The sequence below is a fragment of the Ancylobacter sp. VNQ12 genome, assembly GCF_049445835.1.
Classification (GTDB): domain Bacteria; phylum Pseudomonadota; class Alphaproteobacteria; order Rhizobiales; family Xanthobacteraceae; genus Ancylobacter.
The window spans coordinates 97659-114462 of sequence record NZ_JBMSDU010000013.1 but is presented as its reverse complement, the minus strand read 5'-3'; the positions used below and the strand labels follow the sequence as shown (position 1 = coordinate 114462).

Below are 16804 nucleotides of genomic sequence, written 5' to 3'. Positions count from 1 at the left end.
GGTCATCCCGCCCGGCGCGCGACTTCCGCCACGATCACGGCATCCGCCGCGTCGCCCTGCGTCTGGCCTTCGTCGGGCGAGAGCGCAGCATCGCCGTTCAGCTTCTCCGCGAGGGCCACGCGCTGTTTCCAGTGCAGCGTCTGCCAGTCGGCGGGGATGTCGATCACAGTCGCATTCGCCCCACCGTTGTCCTGCTGGGCTGCGACGGCGGCTGCGATCTCCTCGTCGGTGCTGCGCGATGCATAGCCGTCCGGGGGGTACGCGCTGGCCAGGTAGCCCGCAGCGACATACTCGGCGACGGTCGGACCATCGGCGCGCAGGCCGGGCTTACCCGTCTCGCGGTCGAACGGCACATGCACCGCCGGGTCGAACTCGGCGAGCGGGATGTTCTTGTAGCCGGCCCGGACGTTCTCGGGGCAGACGACGCTGATGGTCTTCGCGGGTTCCATGGTGACCTCCGAATGAGCTTTGTGACGGGGCCGCCGAAGCGGTCCCGCTGCAAAGATCAGCCGAGCATGATGGCGGCGTGTTCCGACTTCACACCGGCGACGCCCCAAGCGAGGCCAATCTCGATCTTGATGCGCCGGTACTGGCGATACATGGCGATCTGGAAGACCAGGCCGGAAATCGGATCGGTGACGAGCGTCACGTCGTCAGCATCGTCGCCACCCTCGGGCATCGCCGGCACACGCGCCGCGAGAACGAAGGCGTTCCGGGTGAACCCGATGTTCGGGGTGTAGCTGTTGCCGATGGTGATGGCGTCGTTGTCGGCAGCGCCGATGATCAGGCCAGGGTTGCCGATGACGATGTCGCCCGAGGTCGCGACGAGGCCGGTATTGACCACGTACTTGTTCACGGCGTCCGAGGCGTGGGTGATGATGTCACCAGCCTTGATGCCCGTGGTGTTCACGGTGATGGTGTCGAGCGTCAGCGTGGTCTGTCCGGCCACTTCGGCGCCATTGATGAGCTGACCGGTCGCGGCGCCCTTCACGTGCTGCACGAGGCCCGCCGAATAGCCCATGGTGAAGCCCTGAAGCTCGCGCATCTGCCGCTGGCGAAGCATGGCGCCGGCGTCACCGGCTTCATTCACCTTGAACAGCTCGGAGTGCTTGCCTTCCAGCTTGGCGCGCGCCGCCGAGTTGAGGACCATGATGCGGCCGGTCGCCGGAGCCCCGTTGTCATCGAGGATGCGGTTGATCTCCGAGAGGTCGGAGAGGTCGCCAGCCGTGGCGAACGGCGTGGTGCCGGCAGTGCCATAGGCGCGAGAGGCGCGGGTCTTCGCCATCGCCGCGAGGTCGGTCTCGACGGCATTGGCGATGGTGCGGAAGCCCTGGGCGAACTGATCGGCAAGGATCGTGTTGACCATGCCGAACTGGCTCACCGAAAGCTGCTCCTCGCCGGTCCACCGGATCGGGTACGCCTTTGACTTGGTGATGGTGACGTCGGCATAGCCGATGGTCTGGTCGCCGCTGTCCGCCGGGGTGTTGCCGGGCGTGATGTCTTCGAGGGACGCGGCCGGGACGATCGGCGAGCGCACCGTCTGGCCGACGGCGCCCTGGGAGGCCGTGGCGTCACGGTTCACGTTCGGGATGAAGCCGATCTGCTCGCGCGAGACGACGTCGAGGGCGGTGTAGATGGTGGGGATCAGCCCACTGAGCGTGTTGGCCAAAGCGGCCTCCTATGATGGTGATGGGGATGGTCTAGGAGGCCATTCGGCCGGTGCCGCCGCCCGTTCGGGCCGCGCAGCTTTTGTTTTTCGTCAGGCGTCGGTCAGCGTGAAGCCGTCGCGCATCTTGGCCATCTGGTCGCCGGCCGGCAGCTTGTCGAACTCGCTGCGGGGCATCGTCTTGGTTCCGTTGCCGCCAGCAGCGTTCGGCTGTTTGCCGGTGCCGGAGTTACCCGTGCCCTTCAGGATCGAATCCTTGTACGGGTAGGCGTCGACCAGCAGCTCCAGCGCCTCGTCGAACTCTGCCGGGTTGCCGGGCTTCGCCTTGGAGTAGAGCTTGTTGCCGGAGTGGTCGTAGGCGACGACCTGGCCGTCCTCCAGCTTGAAATTCTTGCCGAACCTGGACTCGATGATATCGGCCGGGACGGCGATCTTGTCGGCAATGAACTTCGACCGCGCGAAGGCGCCGCCGATCTTCTCGCCATGCAGCGCGCCCTTGAGAGCTTCGTTCTCCTGAACGATGGGGGCGTAGCGGTCCTCGACGGCCTTGATCGCTGCGGCCTTGATCTCCTCGACCTTGCCGGCTTCGACGAGTTCCTTGTCGCCGTAGTTCGCGACCTTCGCGAGGGCGTCCTTGGCCGCCTTCGGATCGGCGATGCCATCGAACGCCTTGAGCTTGTCCTCGGCGGTCTGGGCGCGCGTCTTGTAGCCCTTCGATTCCTCGGTGATGCGGTTGATCGTCGAGACGGTCGCCGCCGCGTCGAAGGCGACTTCCTTGCCGTCCTGCACATAGAGCGGCTTGCCGTCGCTCACCTCCGCATAGGTCTTACCGTCAACGGTTACGGTTTTGAGCTGCATGGGATTGGTCTTTCTGGGCATTCGCCCGGCTTCGAGGCGTTCGCCTCATGATCCCCGCGGCGTTCGCGGCAGGGCCGGCTATCCCGCTATTGGAGCGGGTCTTGGTCGGGCGACACGGTCTTGTCTCGCGGCAATGTCGCCGCCAGCGCATCGGCCTCGTCGTCACCCGGCATCTCGTCCAAGAGCCGCTTCTCTTCCTTTCCGCGGTCGAACTGCGGGCCGAGCACGCCGCGGCGCTGGAACTCGTCCCACAGCGTTTCTTGGCTGATCTGCGCTTCCTTGCGAGCATCGAGCAGCACGCGGACCTCCTCGGCGCCGTAGAGCCCGACGGCGAAGCCCGTATGCACCGACACCTCGGGCGCGCTGCGGGGGGCCGCTATCCACGCTGCCGAGAAGACGAACGCCTGCTCCAGCGCGTCCTTGAGCGCGAGCGCCCATGCCTGGAGCGTGCTGTGCGCCTTCGCCGCGTCGATGCCGGAGGCGGTCGCCGTGACGGTCCCGGTGATGCGCGGCAGCATCGGCTGCATGCCAAGGCGGCGCAGATCAGCGATGATCTCTGCGATGTCCTCGCGGATTTCCTTGAGGTTCGCCGCCGCCGGCTGGATGTAATCCCAGCTCGTCGTGATGCCCTCGGCACCGGGGGCGTACAGCACACGGCCAGGGCCGGTCTCGATCACTCCGGCACCCTCAGGCGCCGCCATGCCATTCGCCGTCAGCATCGGCGAGCCGGCAATCGTGAATATCTGCTCCTTGTTCGACCCGGCGCGGTACAGCTCGATCTGCATTACGGCTAGGTCGATCAGCGGCGGCAGGACGTACTGGTCGCCCTTGCGCTCGTTCGTCGCGAAGAAGACGAAAGGCACCTCGTCGAGCGTCATGACGCCTTCAGACTCGACCGCCCATGCAGTCGCTCCAGCGGCCGTCTTCTGCTCCCGCCACACCTTCCATGCACCGGGCATGATCTCGCGGATCTTCGGGACGGCCGTTTCGGCAAACCCCTCGACCTCGACGGCCATCTCGCGAATGCGGAGATAGCTGACGATCCGCCGGCCGCCGCGCTGTTCGGTGCGCAGGGCGAGAATGTCGTCGGCGTTGATGCTCACCCAATAAGGGCGGGCGCCGGCCGCGCGCTCATCAGCGCGGGTGCGGGCACCCTCTGTCGGCGGGTAGTCGACGAGGATACCGTGCGCGCCGAGCGCAACGCCGCCCTCGAAAACCTCCTTGGCGAAGTTGTGTAGGTTGTTGCCCTGCCCATCGACGTCCTCCGCGAGCGCCACCATCTCCGGCGAGGGGGTGCCGGCAAGGCTGACCTCTTTCGCGAACGGCTTGGCGCTGAGCGCGCGCAGCGCATCCTCGAACTCGGGACGCCACGGCGCCGACTTCTTCCGGCGATCGTACTCGTCCGCATCCTCCGCCGGGAACTTCGGCAGGTACGTCTCGCCTGCCGCCTTGATCGCCTTGGCACCCGCGCGAATCGCCCGGATCATTGACCAGTCGTCGCGCAGCGCCGCATGCGCCAGCGACGGCGTGCTCGGGTCCTGGCTCTTGTCCATGTCAGCGTCAGTTCCTGCGCGTTCTGCCGGAAGCGGCAGTTGGCGTTGCAGCCTTGATCATCAATTCCGTCAGCCCCCACACCAGCGCGTCGAGCCGATCCGGCGACGGCATGCCGCCGAGCGGCTCCCAAATCACCATCTGGTCCTCAAGATCCGGCATGGCGGCGCAATGGCTCACCTTGCCCTGCTCGTAGAGGGCGGCGACAGGCTCGGCGCGGGCGCGCTTGCCGACCTTGGCGTGCACTCTCGTCACCGGCGCATTGCGGCGCTCGGTCTGGATCGTGTGGGTGACCATGTCGCCGCCCTGGTTGCCCTCGGCGACGATCCGGCTTGCCTTGTGCCGGTCGAATAGCTCCAGCGCCTTCTTTGCCCATTTGTCCGGGGCGTAGCGGCCGGATGCGTCCTCCAGCACGTAGCCGCGGTGATCGACGCCAAGACCGACGGCAACGATGCCGGTCTCGTCCGATTCCTCGGTTGCCGTGGTGGCTGGGTCGACCGCGATCACGACCCGCAGCATTTCCGGCAGCGGGCCGGCATGTCGGGCAGCTTCAAGCTGCTGGCGCGTCCACAGCGCACCCTCGGCTTCCTCCAGCACTTCGGCGAACAGTTCCTGCCGTCCAAGTCGGGTGCCGGCGTATTTGTCCTCAACCGCCCTCAGAAAGGTCGGCGCGAGGTTGGCGCGGTTGTCGAAGGTCGACCCTCGCGTCACCACGGTCAGCTTGTCCGCCATAATCTCGCGGATGAGCTTGAGCGGCTTCGGCGTCGTCGTGATGCAGACGCGCGGCCGGGCGCCGAGGCGGAGGCCGAACTGCGCCATATCCCACGTCTCGCGCAGGTACTTCCACGCCGCGAGCTCGTCGCACCACAGCGCCTCGTGCTGCGGGCCGCGAAGACGCTCCGGCTCCTCTGCCGAGAACAGGGTCGCGACCGCCCCGTTAGCCCATGTCAGGCGACGCTTGGACGGCTCGTAGGATGGGCGCCCGATTGGCTCGCCGGCCTCTGTCCGGTCACCTGCCCAACACACCGACAGGATGCCGCTCTCACCCTCGACCATGACGTCGCGGGCATCGGAGGCGGTCGGCGCGATCAGCCCTAGCCGCGTTGCGCCGCCCTTGACCTGCTCGCGGATCCACTCGGCACCGGTGCGGGTCTTCCCGAACCCGCGGCCGGCGAGAATGAGCCACGTCTGCCACAGCCCATCGGGCAAGGCATCGTCAGCCGGCGCGATCTGAGCATCACGAGCGAGGAACCGCCAGTCGTGCAGAAGCTGCTCGCACTGGTCGTCAGTGAGGCCGGCCAGAGCCCGGCTGATCTGCTCCGGCGGCAACCTGGCGAGTGAGGAGATGTTCAAGCTTGCTCCGGGCATCGGACACCGTCACGTCGGCGGTCACAGAGGCCGTGATGTCCTGCTTGTCGGTCTGGCCGAGGTACTGCTTGCCCAGCCACACCAGCATCGTCGAGTTGCCGTTCTCGGCCGCCTTGAACTGCTGCCGGCGCAGGGACTGGAGCCCGCGCTGCTTGCCCTGCTCCAGAAGGTCGGCGACTTCGGGATGATCCTGCGTGAACTTGAGGAAGGTCGGGTGCGACACACCGAGGACGGCAGCGCACTCGCGGGTCGTCGCCTGAATACGACCAAGGCCACGCACAGTGGCGAGCGTTCGCGCATCGGGTTGAAGCGCAGGCGGGCGGCCTGGCGGCCTTTTGTTGTCGGTCAAGAAACGGCCTTCCTCACAATCAACGCCCGCACCCGCTCGCTCTCCGCCCTCGCCTTGTCGGCGAGGTGGCCGGTCATCTCCTTGGCGCGGGTGGCGCCCTCTCGGATGTCGCCGCGGATGATGGCCTTTATGCTCGACTTAGCGGCAGCGCGCGCCTGGGCGCAGGAGCGACAGGTCGGCATGCCCATGCTCACCTCACGAAAAACCCGCCGCGCGTGAGCGGGCGGGCGATGGGTTTCGACGCGGCTGGACGGGACATGCTCCAGCCTTGGAGCGGAAGTCGCCTATGGCTTCACTTCACCGCGCGCTCGCACGCCGCGTCGAACTATATGACCGGGCTGGGGTTGCCAGCTTAGGGAACCATGCTGCCGTGGTCCGGTTGCGGAGTTGGTCGAGGGCATTGCGGTAAGGCGCCCGTCCCCTCCCCATTTCTGGGTTACTCCTGCGATCCCGCCGCTCTCAAAACTCGCCTCGGGAACACCATTCTCGCTTGTCCACGTACAGCCCGACAGAACCCGCCGGTCATCTCGCAGACCCGCCTCAAGATGATCGGGTCAGTATTTCGTGGGAGCCAAGGCCGACGCGGTTGAAGCAGATCGGCTTGGCGGATCGGTTGCGGAACGTCTTCGAGCCTCGCGGGGTCTAAGTACAGTTCTTAACCGGGTAAGTGTTCATCTCGTCAGGACGCTTACCGGCTCGCTCAGCGCCCCTGCCGGGGACGCTCGCCGCCGCTGTGGCGAGTCCTGCGGTCACAGTTCGGTGCATACCTCGCGCATGAGGAGCGGACATCGTGGCCAAAGTAAATCCCCCCTCCTTTTCCGCGCACGTCCGTACACGTCAGAAGGTTCGCACAGACAGCCGATTTAGCCTTTCCGCGCAAAGCGTTGCGGCCTGTCTGCGGCGACGCCTGAACGTGCGTTCGCTGACGCCGAGGCGTGTCGCGAGGGCGTCCGGGTCCCTTCCGAGCGACCTAAAGAGCGCCCAGGCCTGGAGCATTTTGGAGTCTACCGGATACGGTCGCATGACTGTCAGCGCCCATTCGAAGACCTTGTACATCGCGCTGATCTCCTCGATCGGGGCGCCGCGTGTGACGCGATTCCGCCCTTTCCCGAGCTCTCCCGTCGATGCCTGCCCCACCTGATCTTCGAACTCGTGAAGTATTGGCGGCCAGTTCGAGCCGTACGCCTTCGGCCCGGTAGGTATTGGCAGAGAGAGGCAGGTGCGGAACGCCGCGATGTAGCGGACCTCCACCCAGCCTGCGCTCCAGACCGCCGGCGGGCCGTCCTGCAGGTCGTTGCGGCGCGCGGATCGCTCCAGCATCTGGGCTGCTTTCGCCGGATCGACCTGTCCCGGCATCCATCCCTTTTCGCGCAGGCTGGCGTCGATGTCCGGGTTTTGTCCGGTTTTTGTCCGGGGGTGCTGCTCGGCATCAAGTTCAATGCTCATAAGAGTTTTCCCCGAAAAACTCGCCGAAATCGGCCATGTGATCACCGGCATCGTCAAACCCAGATGTCCGCGATCTGTCCGCTTCTTGTCCAGCGATCTTGGGCGCGGTTTCGGGGAAACCCTTGATCTGGGCGCCCCACCACCAGAGGTACGGACGCGAGAAGCCGATGATCTTGTTCCGCACGAATGAGCGCTCGACGACATAGCGCTTGAACATCTTGCGGATCGCGTCGTCGCTTTGGGCTTCTCCATTCGCCTCGGGTGCGCCGACCTGCTTGAAGGCATCGCGCCAGTCGTTGTAGTGGACCGCCATAACGTCGCCGGGCACTCCAGCGGCGACCATCTCCGGCGTGGGGACGGTGCCCTTCTCCTTGATCGCCAGCATGAGGGCGCGGAAGATCGGCTCCTCCTGACCGCGCAACGGCAACCCCGCCGACGCCTGCTTTCGCTCCATGATCTGTCGTTCGCCGACGCGCACGCAGACACAGGAGGTGAGCGGCTTGCCATCATCTCTGATGCCGACCTCGACAGACTCAAGTTCGAACTTGATTTTACGCCCGCCCTCGTCGTCCTTTTGCTTGTCCACCAGCGCGGTGCGTATCCTTGTCGCCTCATCGAGCGTCACAAGAACCACCTGATCAGAATTGGCATAGAGCGAGGTGTGGCCACGGAGTTTTGCGCCGGCCGCGTTCATATGATGAACGAGCGTCACCTGGCAGCCGACTTCAGCCTTGATCCGATCGACGTTGCCCAGGATCACGGCCATATCCTTGCCGCTGTTCTCATCCGCCGCGCCCTGGGCCTTGGCGACGGTGTCGACATAGAGCTGCAATACCGGCATGCCGTAGCTCGCCTCGATAGCCTTGAGCTCCGTGATCAGAGCCGCGGTGTCGCCGTCGGGCGAGTAGAGGTCAATCTTCGCCGGAAGAAGAACGAACGGGATGCGCCCGGACGGCACGATGCCGTAACGCCTGAGATAAGCCCGCAGGCGCTTCTTGACGCCGCGAGGCGACTCGCCGGCCTGGTAGACGACAAGTCCGTTGCGCATAACCTTGTGGCCTAGGAACTCCTTCTCCATAGCCACTGCCATAGCCGAGCCTATCGCGAAGAAGGTCTTCCCGGCCTGCGACGCGCCCCCGACGATCGCGGTGTCGCCGACCGTGTACAGCCCATCGATGATGTATTCGTCGGCCTGCGGCTCATAGTCTATCTGGTCGAGCGTCATCGCCTTGAAGCGCGACACCAGCGCGGGCGCCCATGGGGCCGTCGCCTTGATCATGTCGAACAGCGCAGTCGCCGTGCCGCCGGCATTGAGCCAGTCGACGATATCGCCCTTGGTCGGACAGATCGGCCAGTGCTTCGAGAGCTCGAGCACGCGGACGCGCGCGGCAATGCCGTTCAGGCCGGCGGCGACGATGGCGGCGTGCTGGCGGCCAGTGTCGTCATTGTCCGGGAGGACGACCACATTTCCGGCGCGGAAGACCTCGTTGAACTCCGGCCGCCACTTCTTCGAGCCGCCGGCATTGCAGGTCGCCGGGATGCCGAGCGCCCAGAGCGCATCGGCCTTCTTCTCGCCCTCGACGATCAGCACCATCGATTCGTTGGCGAGGGCTTCGATGACCTCCGGCAGGCGATAGAGCACCGGCGGCGGCTCGTCGTCGAAGTCGCGGCGTTCCGTGAAGCCCCAGGCCTTGAACTTCTCCTCGTCGAAGCGCGACCAGTTCGCGCCCGGCCCCTTGCGCATGAATGTGCCGGCGTCGAGCGCGTTGATCCAGACGTTCGGCTCGTCGGGGGCGGGACGGCGCTGCGAGAAGGTCTTCTTCCGCTTCGCCCCGTCCTTGGTCATCACGGGCTTGCCGTCGAGCGTGAAGACCTGGCGCACGACCTGATAGAGCAGCTCGCCCGTCTCGCTCACATAGTCATAGGTCGCCTCGATCTCGCGGCGCTCGCCTTGCTGCTGGCGCGCCGGGGCGGCGTGATGCTGATGGTCCTGCCGGTCCTCGATCTCGAACCCGTTCTCGCGCATCCATTCGACAGCGGCGCCGTTCGCGCGGCCGGTCTGCCGCTGGATCAGCCAGAGCACCCCGCCGCCCTCGCCGGATTCGTGATCAGCAGCGACACCCTTCTTGAGGTCGACCGACAGCGAGCCGTTCGATCCGAACCGCAGCTCGCCTTTGGTCGACATGTGCTTGTTCGGCTCGCCGAGCAGCAGCCGGGCGACACCTTCCATATGGCGGACGAGGTCGGATGCGTCGGTCATCCGCGCCTCACAAAATACGGGTCGCCGGGATGCTTGACGATTCGGACGCCTTGGGCGTCGATCACCGTCTCGCAGCCTTCGCAGATCACGGCACAGCACTCGCGAGCGCCCTGGTAGACACCGGCGTCATCCTGTTCGACTTCCTCGATGTCGACGTGCTGCCACGTTGCCGGAACAAGGAACGCCTTCTGGAGCGGGGGGAGTTCGTCTTCGCTCATGCCGTCGCTCCAATCCGGCGCAGCCACCCGAACTCCGTAGCGCGCCTCGGCTCGCGCAAATTCCAGACGAGCCAGCACCAGTCTGCCGTTCCGCCCTCGGCTTCTCCGCCGGCAGCGAGGAACGTGCCGGGCGGGCACGACGGGCGCGGCGTGATGATCCAGACGCGGTGCGGGGGGTGCTCGGCGAACAGCCCATTGGCCCGGCCATCGCCAGCGAGAAACTTGAGGTCGACGAACACGGCCATCTTGCCGGCAGAAGGATTGCCGGCGGCGAGCTCAAGCCCGCGCCGAATGAACGCCTCTGTTCCCTTGGCCCGGAAGAACGGCGGGTTGAAGACGAGGTTGGACCACACAGGAAGGGGCCGGCCGGTCAGGAAGTCCCGTTCCCCGAGGAACCAGTTCGTGCCATCCGGGACGCGCCGCACGATGTCGGTGCCGTGGCAGGACACGCCAGCGCGCCGGAGCGCGCGCACGATGTTCCCGCCGCCGCAACAGGGGTCCCAGGTCCGCCCGGCAAAGGCCTCTACCGCGGCGAGTTGATCCGTGCATCGTTCCGGTTCGACGTACCACCCGATCGGGTCCTGCTCCCAAACCCGCGCGTCCTTTTGCTTCGCTTCGGCCATGCTCAGGCCTCCAGCCGCGTCAGCGCCGCGTCGAAGCCTTCAACCTCCTTGAGAATTGTCGAGCGTGCTGCGGGCGGAAGCATCACGCCCCGCCCCCACACCGTTTCGATGACGATGCCCTTGGGCCGGAGCTTCTTGCGCATCCTGCAAATATAGACGTCGATGATCTTCGGCCCGGACTTGCGGTCGTCGTCGATCACGGCATGCAGCGATGCCTTCGTGCGGTCAGGATGCTTCACCAGCGCAGCGAGAATCTTTGCCTCATTCGGCTGGAGCCCATAGAGCCGCATGAGCGCGGTCATCATCTGGTACATCTCCCCGAGGATGATCTTCGTCGACTCGGGGACACGACTGTCGCGGCGGGAGCCGATGGGCCAGTCGCTCGGCGGGATCGCCACCAGATGGCCAGCTTCCCGCGCCTCGACGACGATGGCGTGGACCTCGGCATAAGGGCGACGCACCGCGCGGCCAATCGCGGAGAGTGGAACGCCTTCATCGGCAAGCCGCACGACGATATGGTCAGCCAGCGGACCGCGCACGTTCTGAACCGACGCTGTGGTCATCCCTGCCTCCCATCGTCGAGTACGTTGTCGGTCAGCACCGCGCCGCCCTGCGCATGAGCCTCGGCGATCCGCTCCAGCAGCTCGGGAACCTCGATCTCGCGCGCGCCTGCGGAAGGCTGCAGCGCATCCATCGTCTCCGCACGCAGCTTGATCACCACCAGCCGGCGGCCGACGGCGCAGGACGGCGCCGCGCGCTTCGCCAGCGGGATGCTGTAGCGCCGGGCCGCTTCCCGGATAGCGCCGGGCGAGCGTCGCATGATCTCGGCCGCGTCCTCAGCTGTCCCGCCGGCGCCGGCCAGCATGGCGAGCGTGACGATTTGGTCGGTGCTCCAGCTCGTTCGATCGCGCTTCATCGGCTGGGCCTCTGCTGCTGTTGCTGCCGCTCTTGACGATTACGAAGGTCGATCAGGCCGGATTCGATGGCGCGGAAGACCATGGCGCGGCGCGCGGCCGGCGCCGGATTGAACGGCGGACCCTGCTCGCGCATACGGTCGCGCATGCCTTCAAGGCGGTCGGCTTCGTCGTCGACAACCTTGATCATTTCGTCGATGGAGATGCGGGCGGCGCTCATCGCCCCTCGCTCCCGATCAGCAGCGGCTCGACGTGCTGGGCATGGCGCGGATAGCGGGTGTGGCAGGCCCAAGCCCACACGGCGGCGGCATCCGCCTCGTCGTAGCCCTGAGGGTTCCAGCCGAGCGCCTGGCACTTCGCCATGACGGCCTTCTTGCCGTCGTTCGTCTCCTTGAACCGAGAGCGGTCGACGAAATAGCGGCGGACGGTCTGCACGTTGGCGAGGATTACGTCGTTCACACCGCGCCCGCGCGCGACGGCCTCGCAGACACCCACGGCGCCGAACAGCAGCATCATGGTGTCGACCCCGCGCAGGGACATGGGCGCCTCGATGACGATGATCTTGGGCTTCGACACGGCGAGGTGCTCCGAGAGGTGCGAGAGGAGCGAGAACAGGCGCTCCGGCCGTGTGGAGCCGGCCTTGCCGAGCTGCCACTTCCAGGTGCGCGGCTTTTCACCGGGCCTGCCCTCGGCGCAGCCCGTTGTGGTGGCGACGTCGAGGGCGAGGATCAGCGGCAGCGCCGTGGACGACATCAGCGCGTCGTGCCGGCCGTCAGGTCGTCGAGGGGGTTGCCGGCCGGCCGCCGGCCCATCTCCTCGGGATCGGTCGTGCTGCCGTCGCCCGCGGTTGCCTTGGCCGCTTCCATCTGCCGCCGGCGCTCGCCGAGGTTAACCGTCTGGCCGCCGACCTTCACGACGCCGGGGGCGATCGCTTCGTTTTCGCTGTCGCCTTCCGGCTCGTCACCGTCCGGCGCGCTGGCTTCCCATTCCGCGTCGTCGGTGCCAGCCTCTCCGGCGGCTTCCTCCTCGCTCTCCTCGTCATCTTCGAGGAGGTCGCTGTTCGCGCGGGTGTCGAGCTTGAGGTACTCGCGATAGAGGTCGAAGCCGCGCAGGAAGTCCTTCATCTTGAGGTCGTCCATCGCGTTCAGCTTGCACGCCAGCTTGAAGGCGGCGCGATGGATGCCGTGGGTTTCCTCGGCGTCCTTGATGAACGAGCCGAGCTCGCCGCGCGTCTCGGACATCTTCGAGTTCATGGTGCTGACGCGCGAGACGAGCGTGTCGAACACCTTCTTGTTCACGACCTTGCCGGCGATCATGCCGGCGGGCTGCTTGGGCATCAGTTCGTTCCTTCAGGTTCGCGGGGGGCACGGTCTTTCAGGATGACGCCGCTCTCGCTGACGATCCGATCGAAATGCGCGTAGATCAGAGACTTCCCGCGCGCCGCGCGCACGGCATCGGGTATGTCGGGAATGATCAGCGTCTTCGCGTTGATGTTCTTCAGCGCGAGACCAATGTCCCCAGTGCGCACCGCGCCGCTATCGATGGTTGCCCACACGAGGGCGTCGAGATGGATGGACCCGAGTTCATCAAGCGGCGCAGGGAACGCTTCCTCCAGTACGCGGACGATCTCCGTGTTCATGGATCGGCCCTGCTGCTCGGCATGCGCCTTGATGCGGGCACGGAGGCCGTCGGGAAGGCGGACCTGGAACCGGTCAGCCGCCTCACTCGGGAATTGGTCCGCCATCAGGCCCTCCTCTGGGCGTTGCGGTTCTGCTGGGCGGGGAGCGTGCTCAACCGGCGCGCCATGCGGGTCGGGAGCTTCGGAACCGGCGTGCTGGGCGGCCACTCGCGGTAGGCGCGCTTGGCATGCGCCTCGCAGTAGGACGAGCCGTGCGGCGACTTCTGGCACCCGCAATAGGTCTCGTGCCCGTCGGCGCCCCGGCCCATCGGCCAGCGGCAGTGGAACGCCTTCAGATCAAGGAGGTGAATGCCCTTCCCTTCGTCCGGGATCGCAGTTGCGACACCCGTGATCGGCCGGGCTGAGGGGGTCCAGAGCGGTCCGAGCGGCTCCTTGGATACGGCCCTGCGCTCGACAGGCTTCCGCTCCGGCTTGGTCTTCGGCTCGCGCGGCTGCGGCTTGGGCCGGGAAACCGGCGGAAGCGAAGGCGCCGGACGGGCCATCTGCGCCCTGATGTTATCCCTGTGCTCGCGCGTGCCATAGCCGGGGATGACGGCCTTGCGCACCTCATAGTCCGTGCGCCCGAGCTGCTTGGCGATGGCGAACGGGGCCATGCCCCTGCCGTCTGCATAGAGCCGTTTGGCCTCGTCGATCCAGGCCGTGTCGTCGGGCTTCGGAGAGCGGGTGAGCCCCAGGCGATGGACGCGCCCGCTGATGGCGGACCGGGTACGGCGGGGATGGCCTGCGTCCGCGAGGGCGAGCGCGATCAGCGAATAGCTGCGCTCCTCAAGCCATAGGGTGCGGATCAGCGCGTCCTCGGCCTCGGTGAAGTCGCGTTCGGACGCGGCGCGCGGCGCCTTGTCTTCCACCGACGCCGGGGCGGCCACAGGCGCCACCTCTCCAGTCGCTACAGAGACCGCCATATCAGCCGCGACGAATCCCTTGCCGACAGCCGGAGGCGCGAATGTCACGCTCTCCAGCGCTCCGGGGGGAACAAGCCATTCCGCCGGAGATGCATCCTCCCGCCGATCCAGGCCGAAGTGCAGCACCGCGCTCATCACCACATGCGCGCTTGCCTCGACACCGAACAGGCGCTCGAGCATGGCGGCGATCTCGCGCGCCGGCGTCGTCTTCGCGCGCTCGGTGCGGATGACGTAGAGCACCGCATCGGTCCAGCCGGCCAAGTTGACCGTGGGCACCTCAAGCCGCGTCGGGCCGGCCGGCGGGGCCGGCTGGGCCGCAGCGACGATCTTGTCGACCTCGACCGCGACCACGTCGAGCATGCGACGCGCGAACCGTGCTTGCTCGATCAGTTCGGCAGCGGGGTGCGCGTCAGCGGTCGCCATGGTCACGCCCCTGCCGACGAAGCCAGGGGGCGACGCTCACCGCCCATTTCGCGCGCGTCGCCGCGATGCTGGCGTGACGCTTCGCGGAGAACCTGCAGAGCAGGCCCAAAATATTCCGGATCCACCAGAGCAAGGGTGCTCTCCAATGCTTGAAGCTGATCGACCAAGGAGCCCGCCTTCGCTGCGACGACTGCCGCGCGGATAGCGTCCATTTCCTCGGCGTCGATGCGGCGCGCTTCCTTGCGCCAAAGGTCTTCGATGCGTGAGTGCTTGATCGGCTCGTTCAGGATGCCGGCGCGGCGGGCGACGGTGTTGACCGCCTTCGTCACGCGCGTGATGGCGTCCTTGAAGTTGCTGCGAGGCGGCCAAGGCATTGCCAGCTCGTCCAGCAGCGCGGAGGCTTTAGCTACCCCACTCATGACACGGACCTTGTTTGCGGTGCGAACGACCGAGACTGCGGTGAACTTCTCCGACACTGGGCGGTCTCCTTGCGCTTTATTGATCGCAAGGCAGACGACACACCGGAGGACTTGCAGACATGAAGGAAGGCCGGCACGCCGCCAGGATTGAAGCGACGACGTGCCGGAAGGTGCCGGGCGCGAACGCTCGGGAGGAAACGATGACGCGGGCGGAGGGTGGTCAGACCCTCCAGTCGCGCGGTCGTAAAAGGATGCGAGAGACGACCGAATTGACGGCAATGACGGCGCCGAAAAGCGCTGGGGGCACCGATCGGGTCTTTCGTCACGACGCTCTCGCGCGCCGCGTGCGTGTAGCCCCCGAAAGCGTTCATGCCGGCTCGACCTCGCGTGAGGGCGTGGGAGCCAGCAGAGAGAGGAAGCAGTCGATGCTCGGCGTCTGGACCGGGCGGAAATGCAGCCACGAGAACCAGACGTGCGTGCCAAACGTATCGAAGCCGAGGAACACCCCGCCGAGATATTCCTTCGACTCGGCGATAGTGTAGACGCAGCCCGAGACAGACACCGCGAACGACGGGCGCTCGCCGAGTTCATCCAGCCACTCGTCATCGATGCATTCGACGAGCTGGCCGGGCACGAAATGGCAGGTATCAGGGGCGGTCATGATCGAGCCCTCAGAAGGGGATTTCGGCGTCGCGATCGAACGGCACAGTGATGAAGACCTGGCGGCGCCACACGAAGGGACTGGCCTTGCGGCGACGGGTCGGCTTCGGCGCGGTCGCCAGCGCTGCGGCGCGGATCGCCTCTGCTTCGTCTTGTGTTGCCGGCGCGTAGGGGCGGAATATCTCCCGCAGGTCCGAATAGCTCGGCTCAGGTACGGTATTGCTGGCGTCGTCCGCGCCGTTACTCATTGCGCGCTCCCCTGCTCGACCGTGGAGATGGTGCCGGGCACAATGCTCAGGCATCCGTCGATCATGTAGGGGAAGGAACCATCACCATGACCGCCGCACGCACCGACAAGCAGCGCGACCGGGCCATAACTGAACTGCAGGTCCACCTCATCGCCACGCAGACCGTCCTGCGGGCGCTCATCGCTCACCTGCTGGTCGACGATCCCGACGAAGCGTCCGGTGCCATCGACGAGCTGATGCGCCGGCTTATTACGGTCGCGCGGGCCGATAGCGTGGTGCGGTCGCAGGCGGCGGCGAAGGCCAACCCCGGCACCGCGCACGGGAGCGGCCAAGCTCAGGCCGCCGTCGATATCGAGCGCATCGCGCTGTCCATCGTCGCCGACCTTCGGCCCGACGTCGTTGGTAGGGGTTGAGCCGCTCATACCGCACCTTCCAGGCTCGATGCGGGCGTGTGAAAGATCGAATGAAACGGGGAGAGAAGGCCGATGAAGCAGTTCTTGATCGTGTTCACGGCCGGGGCCGGCACGGAAAGCCGATGGGCGAAGCAGGTCGTCTCGTTCCATCGGTCCGTCGCTGAGGCCACGGGAAGAAAGCCCGCCGCACTGATGCGATCAGCCATGTCCGATTGCGCCGTGCTGGCGGTACCGGCGGACGAGGGGATTGAAGCCGACGACCTGCTGTCAGCGATCATGGATCGCCTCCCTACCGGCCTGTTCGAGTTTGGCTCCGAATTCGTGAACCCCGACCGGCTTCTCGTCACGCATCTCGCTGAGGATTTCGCGTGCACGGATGCGGTCGCGAAGACTGCCGCGGGTTTGCGCTGACGGGTCTCGGAAAAGCATATCCAGCGCCAGCGCTTCGGGCGTCGGGAATGCCTTTGTCAGCCGATGCCCGACGCTGAAAAGCAGGTTGCCGAGGGCGTTCATCACGCGCATGGGGCGGCCTCCTGGGGGGCGGGGGCGGCGGGCGAGACGGTGGGTCCTTCAAGGATCGGCCTGACCACAGCGGCGATAGCGGTCTGCACCATCGGGCGGATGGGCGGCCCGTCCGTCTCCCAACGGTGCACAGTGCTCTGATCGACGCCGAAGCGGGCGCCGAAAGCCGCCTGGCTCTCGTTGGCCGCCGTCCTCGCTGCCCTGATGTGCTCTGCGGTGATCGTGTTCATGACGGCATCTTATGCACAGCGCATAAAGCATTGTC

Annotated in this window: 25 protein-coding genes; 1 reads left to right on the top strand and 24 read right to left on the bottom strand. The window is 66.2% G+C overall.

Annotated elements, in window-relative coordinates; translation table 11 throughout:
* Positions 1 to 2 precede the first annotated feature (2 nt).
* The 21 genes from ACO2RV_RS17100 to ACO2RV_RS17000 form a co-directional block, all read right to left on the bottom strand.
* A complete protein-coding gene (locus tag ACO2RV_RS17100) occupies positions 3 to 449 on the bottom strand; it encodes a hypothetical protein (RefSeq protein ID WP_423295126.1) in 447 nt (148 codons plus the stop codon).
* Between the two features lie 56 nt (positions 450 to 505).
* Positions 506 to 1669 carry a P22 phage major capsid protein family protein gene (locus ACO2RV_RS17095; protein ID WP_423295124.1) on the bottom strand — a complete coding sequence of 388 codons (1164 nt, stop codon included), beginning with the start codon at positions 1667 to 1669 and terminating at the stop codon, positions 506 to 508.
* A gap of 90 nt (positions 1670 to 1759) precedes the next feature.
* Complete coding sequence (locus ACO2RV_RS17090; RefSeq protein ID WP_423295121.1) at positions 1760 to 2524, bottom strand: DUF6651 domain-containing protein; 765 nt, start codon at positions 2522 to 2524, stop codon at positions 1760 to 1762.
* 86 nt (positions 2525 to 2610) lie between these two features.
* Positions 2611 to 4077: a DUF4055 domain-containing protein gene (locus ACO2RV_RS17085; protein ID WP_423295118.1), complete on the bottom strand. Its 1467-nt coding sequence runs from the start codon at positions 4075 to 4077 to the stop codon at positions 2611 to 2613.
* Positions 4078 to 4084: 7 nt separating this feature from the next.
* Entirely contained in the window at positions 4085 to 5428 is a 1344-nt protein-coding gene (locus tag ACO2RV_RS17080) for a DNA-packaging protein (RefSeq protein WP_423295116.1), read from the bottom strand.
* Positions 5361 to 5792: a hypothetical protein gene (locus tag ACO2RV_RS17075; RefSeq protein ID WP_423295113.1), complete on the bottom strand. Its 432-nt coding sequence runs from the start codon at positions 5790 to 5792 to the stop codon at positions 5361 to 5363. Before ACO2RV_RS17075 ends, ACO2RV_RS17080 begins: the two co-directional genes overlap by 68 nt.
* Positions 5789 to 5980, bottom strand: coding sequence for a hypothetical protein (locus ACO2RV_RS17070; RefSeq protein WP_423295111.1), 192 nt, complete (start codon positions 5978 to 5980; stop codon positions 5789 to 5791). Before ACO2RV_RS17070 ends, ACO2RV_RS17075 begins: the two co-directional genes overlap by 4 nt.
* Positions 5981 to 6629: 649 nt before the next feature.
* Positions 6630 to 7238, bottom strand: a complete 609-nt coding sequence (locus tag ACO2RV_RS17065; RefSeq protein ID WP_423295109.1) for a hypothetical protein — start codon at positions 7236 to 7238, stop codon at positions 6630 to 6632.
* Positions 7228 to 9498, bottom strand: coding sequence for an AAA family ATPase (locus ACO2RV_RS17060; RefSeq protein ID WP_423295106.1), 2271 nt, complete (start codon positions 9496 to 9498; stop codon positions 7228 to 7230). Before ACO2RV_RS17060 ends, ACO2RV_RS17065 begins: the two co-directional genes overlap by 11 nt.
* Positions 9495 to 9716 (bottom strand): hypothetical protein, encoded by a 222-nt coding sequence (locus ACO2RV_RS17055; protein WP_423295103.1) that lies wholly within the window; start codon positions 9714 to 9716, stop codon positions 9495 to 9497. The genes ACO2RV_RS17060 and ACO2RV_RS17055 overlap by 4 nt, the downstream gene beginning before the upstream one ends.
* Entirely contained in the window at positions 9713 to 10339 is a 627-nt protein-coding gene (locus ACO2RV_RS17050) for a hypothetical protein (RefSeq protein ID WP_423295100.1), read from the bottom strand. Before ACO2RV_RS17050 ends, ACO2RV_RS17055 begins: the two co-directional genes overlap by 4 nt.
* A gap of 2 nt (positions 10340 to 10341) precedes the next feature.
* Positions 10342 to 10902: a helix-turn-helix domain-containing protein gene (locus ACO2RV_RS17045; RefSeq protein WP_423295098.1), complete on the bottom strand. Its 561-nt coding sequence runs from the start codon at positions 10900 to 10902 to the stop codon at positions 10342 to 10344.
* On the bottom strand, positions 10899 to 11255 hold the full coding sequence (locus tag ACO2RV_RS17040) for a hypothetical protein (RefSeq protein WP_423295096.1): 357 nt from the start codon (positions 11253 to 11255) through the stop codon (positions 10899 to 10901). The genes ACO2RV_RS17045 and ACO2RV_RS17040 overlap by 4 nt, the downstream gene beginning before the upstream one ends.
* Positions 11252 to 11473: a hypothetical protein gene (locus ACO2RV_RS17035; RefSeq protein WP_423295094.1), complete on the bottom strand. Its 222-nt coding sequence runs from the start codon at positions 11471 to 11473 to the stop codon at positions 11252 to 11254. The genes ACO2RV_RS17040 and ACO2RV_RS17035 overlap by 4 nt, the downstream gene beginning before the upstream one ends.
* Entirely contained in the window at positions 11470 to 12006 is a 537-nt protein-coding gene (locus ACO2RV_RS17030; protein ID WP_423295092.1) for a hypothetical protein, read from the bottom strand. Before ACO2RV_RS17030 ends, ACO2RV_RS17035 begins: the two co-directional genes overlap by 4 nt.
* Positions 12006 to 12569 carry a hypothetical protein gene (locus ACO2RV_RS17025; protein WP_423295090.1) on the bottom strand — a complete coding sequence of 188 codons (564 nt, stop codon included), beginning with the start codon at positions 12567 to 12569 and terminating at the stop codon, positions 12006 to 12008. Before ACO2RV_RS17025 ends, ACO2RV_RS17030 begins: the two co-directional genes overlap by 1 nt.
* 20 nt (positions 12570 to 12589) lie before the next feature.
* Entirely contained in the window at positions 12590 to 12997 is a 408-nt protein-coding gene (locus ACO2RV_RS17020) for an Arc family DNA-binding protein (protein ID WP_423295087.1), read from the bottom strand.
* Positions 12997 to 14277 carry a GcrA family cell cycle regulator gene (locus ACO2RV_RS17015; protein ID WP_423295085.1) on the bottom strand — a complete coding sequence of 427 codons (1281 nt, stop codon included), beginning with the start codon at positions 14275 to 14277 and terminating at the stop codon, positions 12997 to 12999. Before ACO2RV_RS17015 ends, ACO2RV_RS17020 begins: the two co-directional genes overlap by 1 nt.
* A 2-nt stretch (positions 14278 to 14279) precedes the next feature.
* A complete protein-coding gene (locus tag ACO2RV_RS17010; RefSeq protein WP_423295083.1) occupies positions 14280 to 14753 on the bottom strand; it encodes a hypothetical protein in 474 nt (157 codons plus the stop codon).
* A gap of 310 nt (positions 14754 to 15063) precedes the next feature.
* On the bottom strand, positions 15064 to 15357 hold the full coding sequence (locus tag ACO2RV_RS17005) for a hypothetical protein (protein ID WP_423295081.1): 294 nt from the start codon (positions 15355 to 15357) through the stop codon (positions 15064 to 15066).
* 10 nt (positions 15358 to 15367) lie between these two features.
* Entirely contained in the window at positions 15368 to 15604 is a 237-nt protein-coding gene (locus tag ACO2RV_RS17000; protein WP_423295079.1) for a hypothetical protein, read from the bottom strand.
* Positions 15605 to 15690: 86 nt separating this feature from the next.
* On the opposite strand from ACO2RV_RS17000, the gene ACO2RV_RS16995 reads away from it, so the two are divergent.
* A complete protein-coding gene (locus ACO2RV_RS16995) occupies positions 15691 to 16017 on the top strand; it encodes a hypothetical protein (RefSeq protein ID WP_423295077.1) in 327 nt (108 codons plus the stop codon).
* Positions 16018 to 16022: 5 nt separating this feature from the next.
* On the opposite strand, the gene ACO2RV_RS16990 is transcribed toward ACO2RV_RS16995, so the two are convergent.
* The 3 genes from ACO2RV_RS16990 to ACO2RV_RS16980 are packed head-to-tail and all read right to left on the bottom strand — an operon-like array spanning position 16023 to position 16769.
* Positions 16023 to 16295 carry a hypothetical protein gene (locus tag ACO2RV_RS16990; RefSeq protein WP_423295075.1) on the bottom strand — a complete coding sequence of 91 codons (273 nt, stop codon included), beginning with the start codon at positions 16293 to 16295 and terminating at the stop codon, positions 16023 to 16025.
* Entirely contained in the window at positions 16285 to 16539 is a 255-nt protein-coding gene (locus tag ACO2RV_RS16985) for a hypothetical protein (RefSeq protein WP_423295073.1), read from the bottom strand. The genes ACO2RV_RS16990 and ACO2RV_RS16985 overlap by 11 nt, the downstream gene beginning before the upstream one ends.
* Positions 16530 to 16769: a helix-turn-helix domain-containing protein gene (locus tag ACO2RV_RS16980; RefSeq protein ID WP_423295071.1), complete on the bottom strand. Its 240-nt coding sequence runs from the start codon at positions 16767 to 16769 to the stop codon at positions 16530 to 16532. Before ACO2RV_RS16980 ends, ACO2RV_RS16985 begins: the two co-directional genes overlap by 10 nt.
* Positions 16770 to 16804 lie beyond the last annotated feature (35 nt).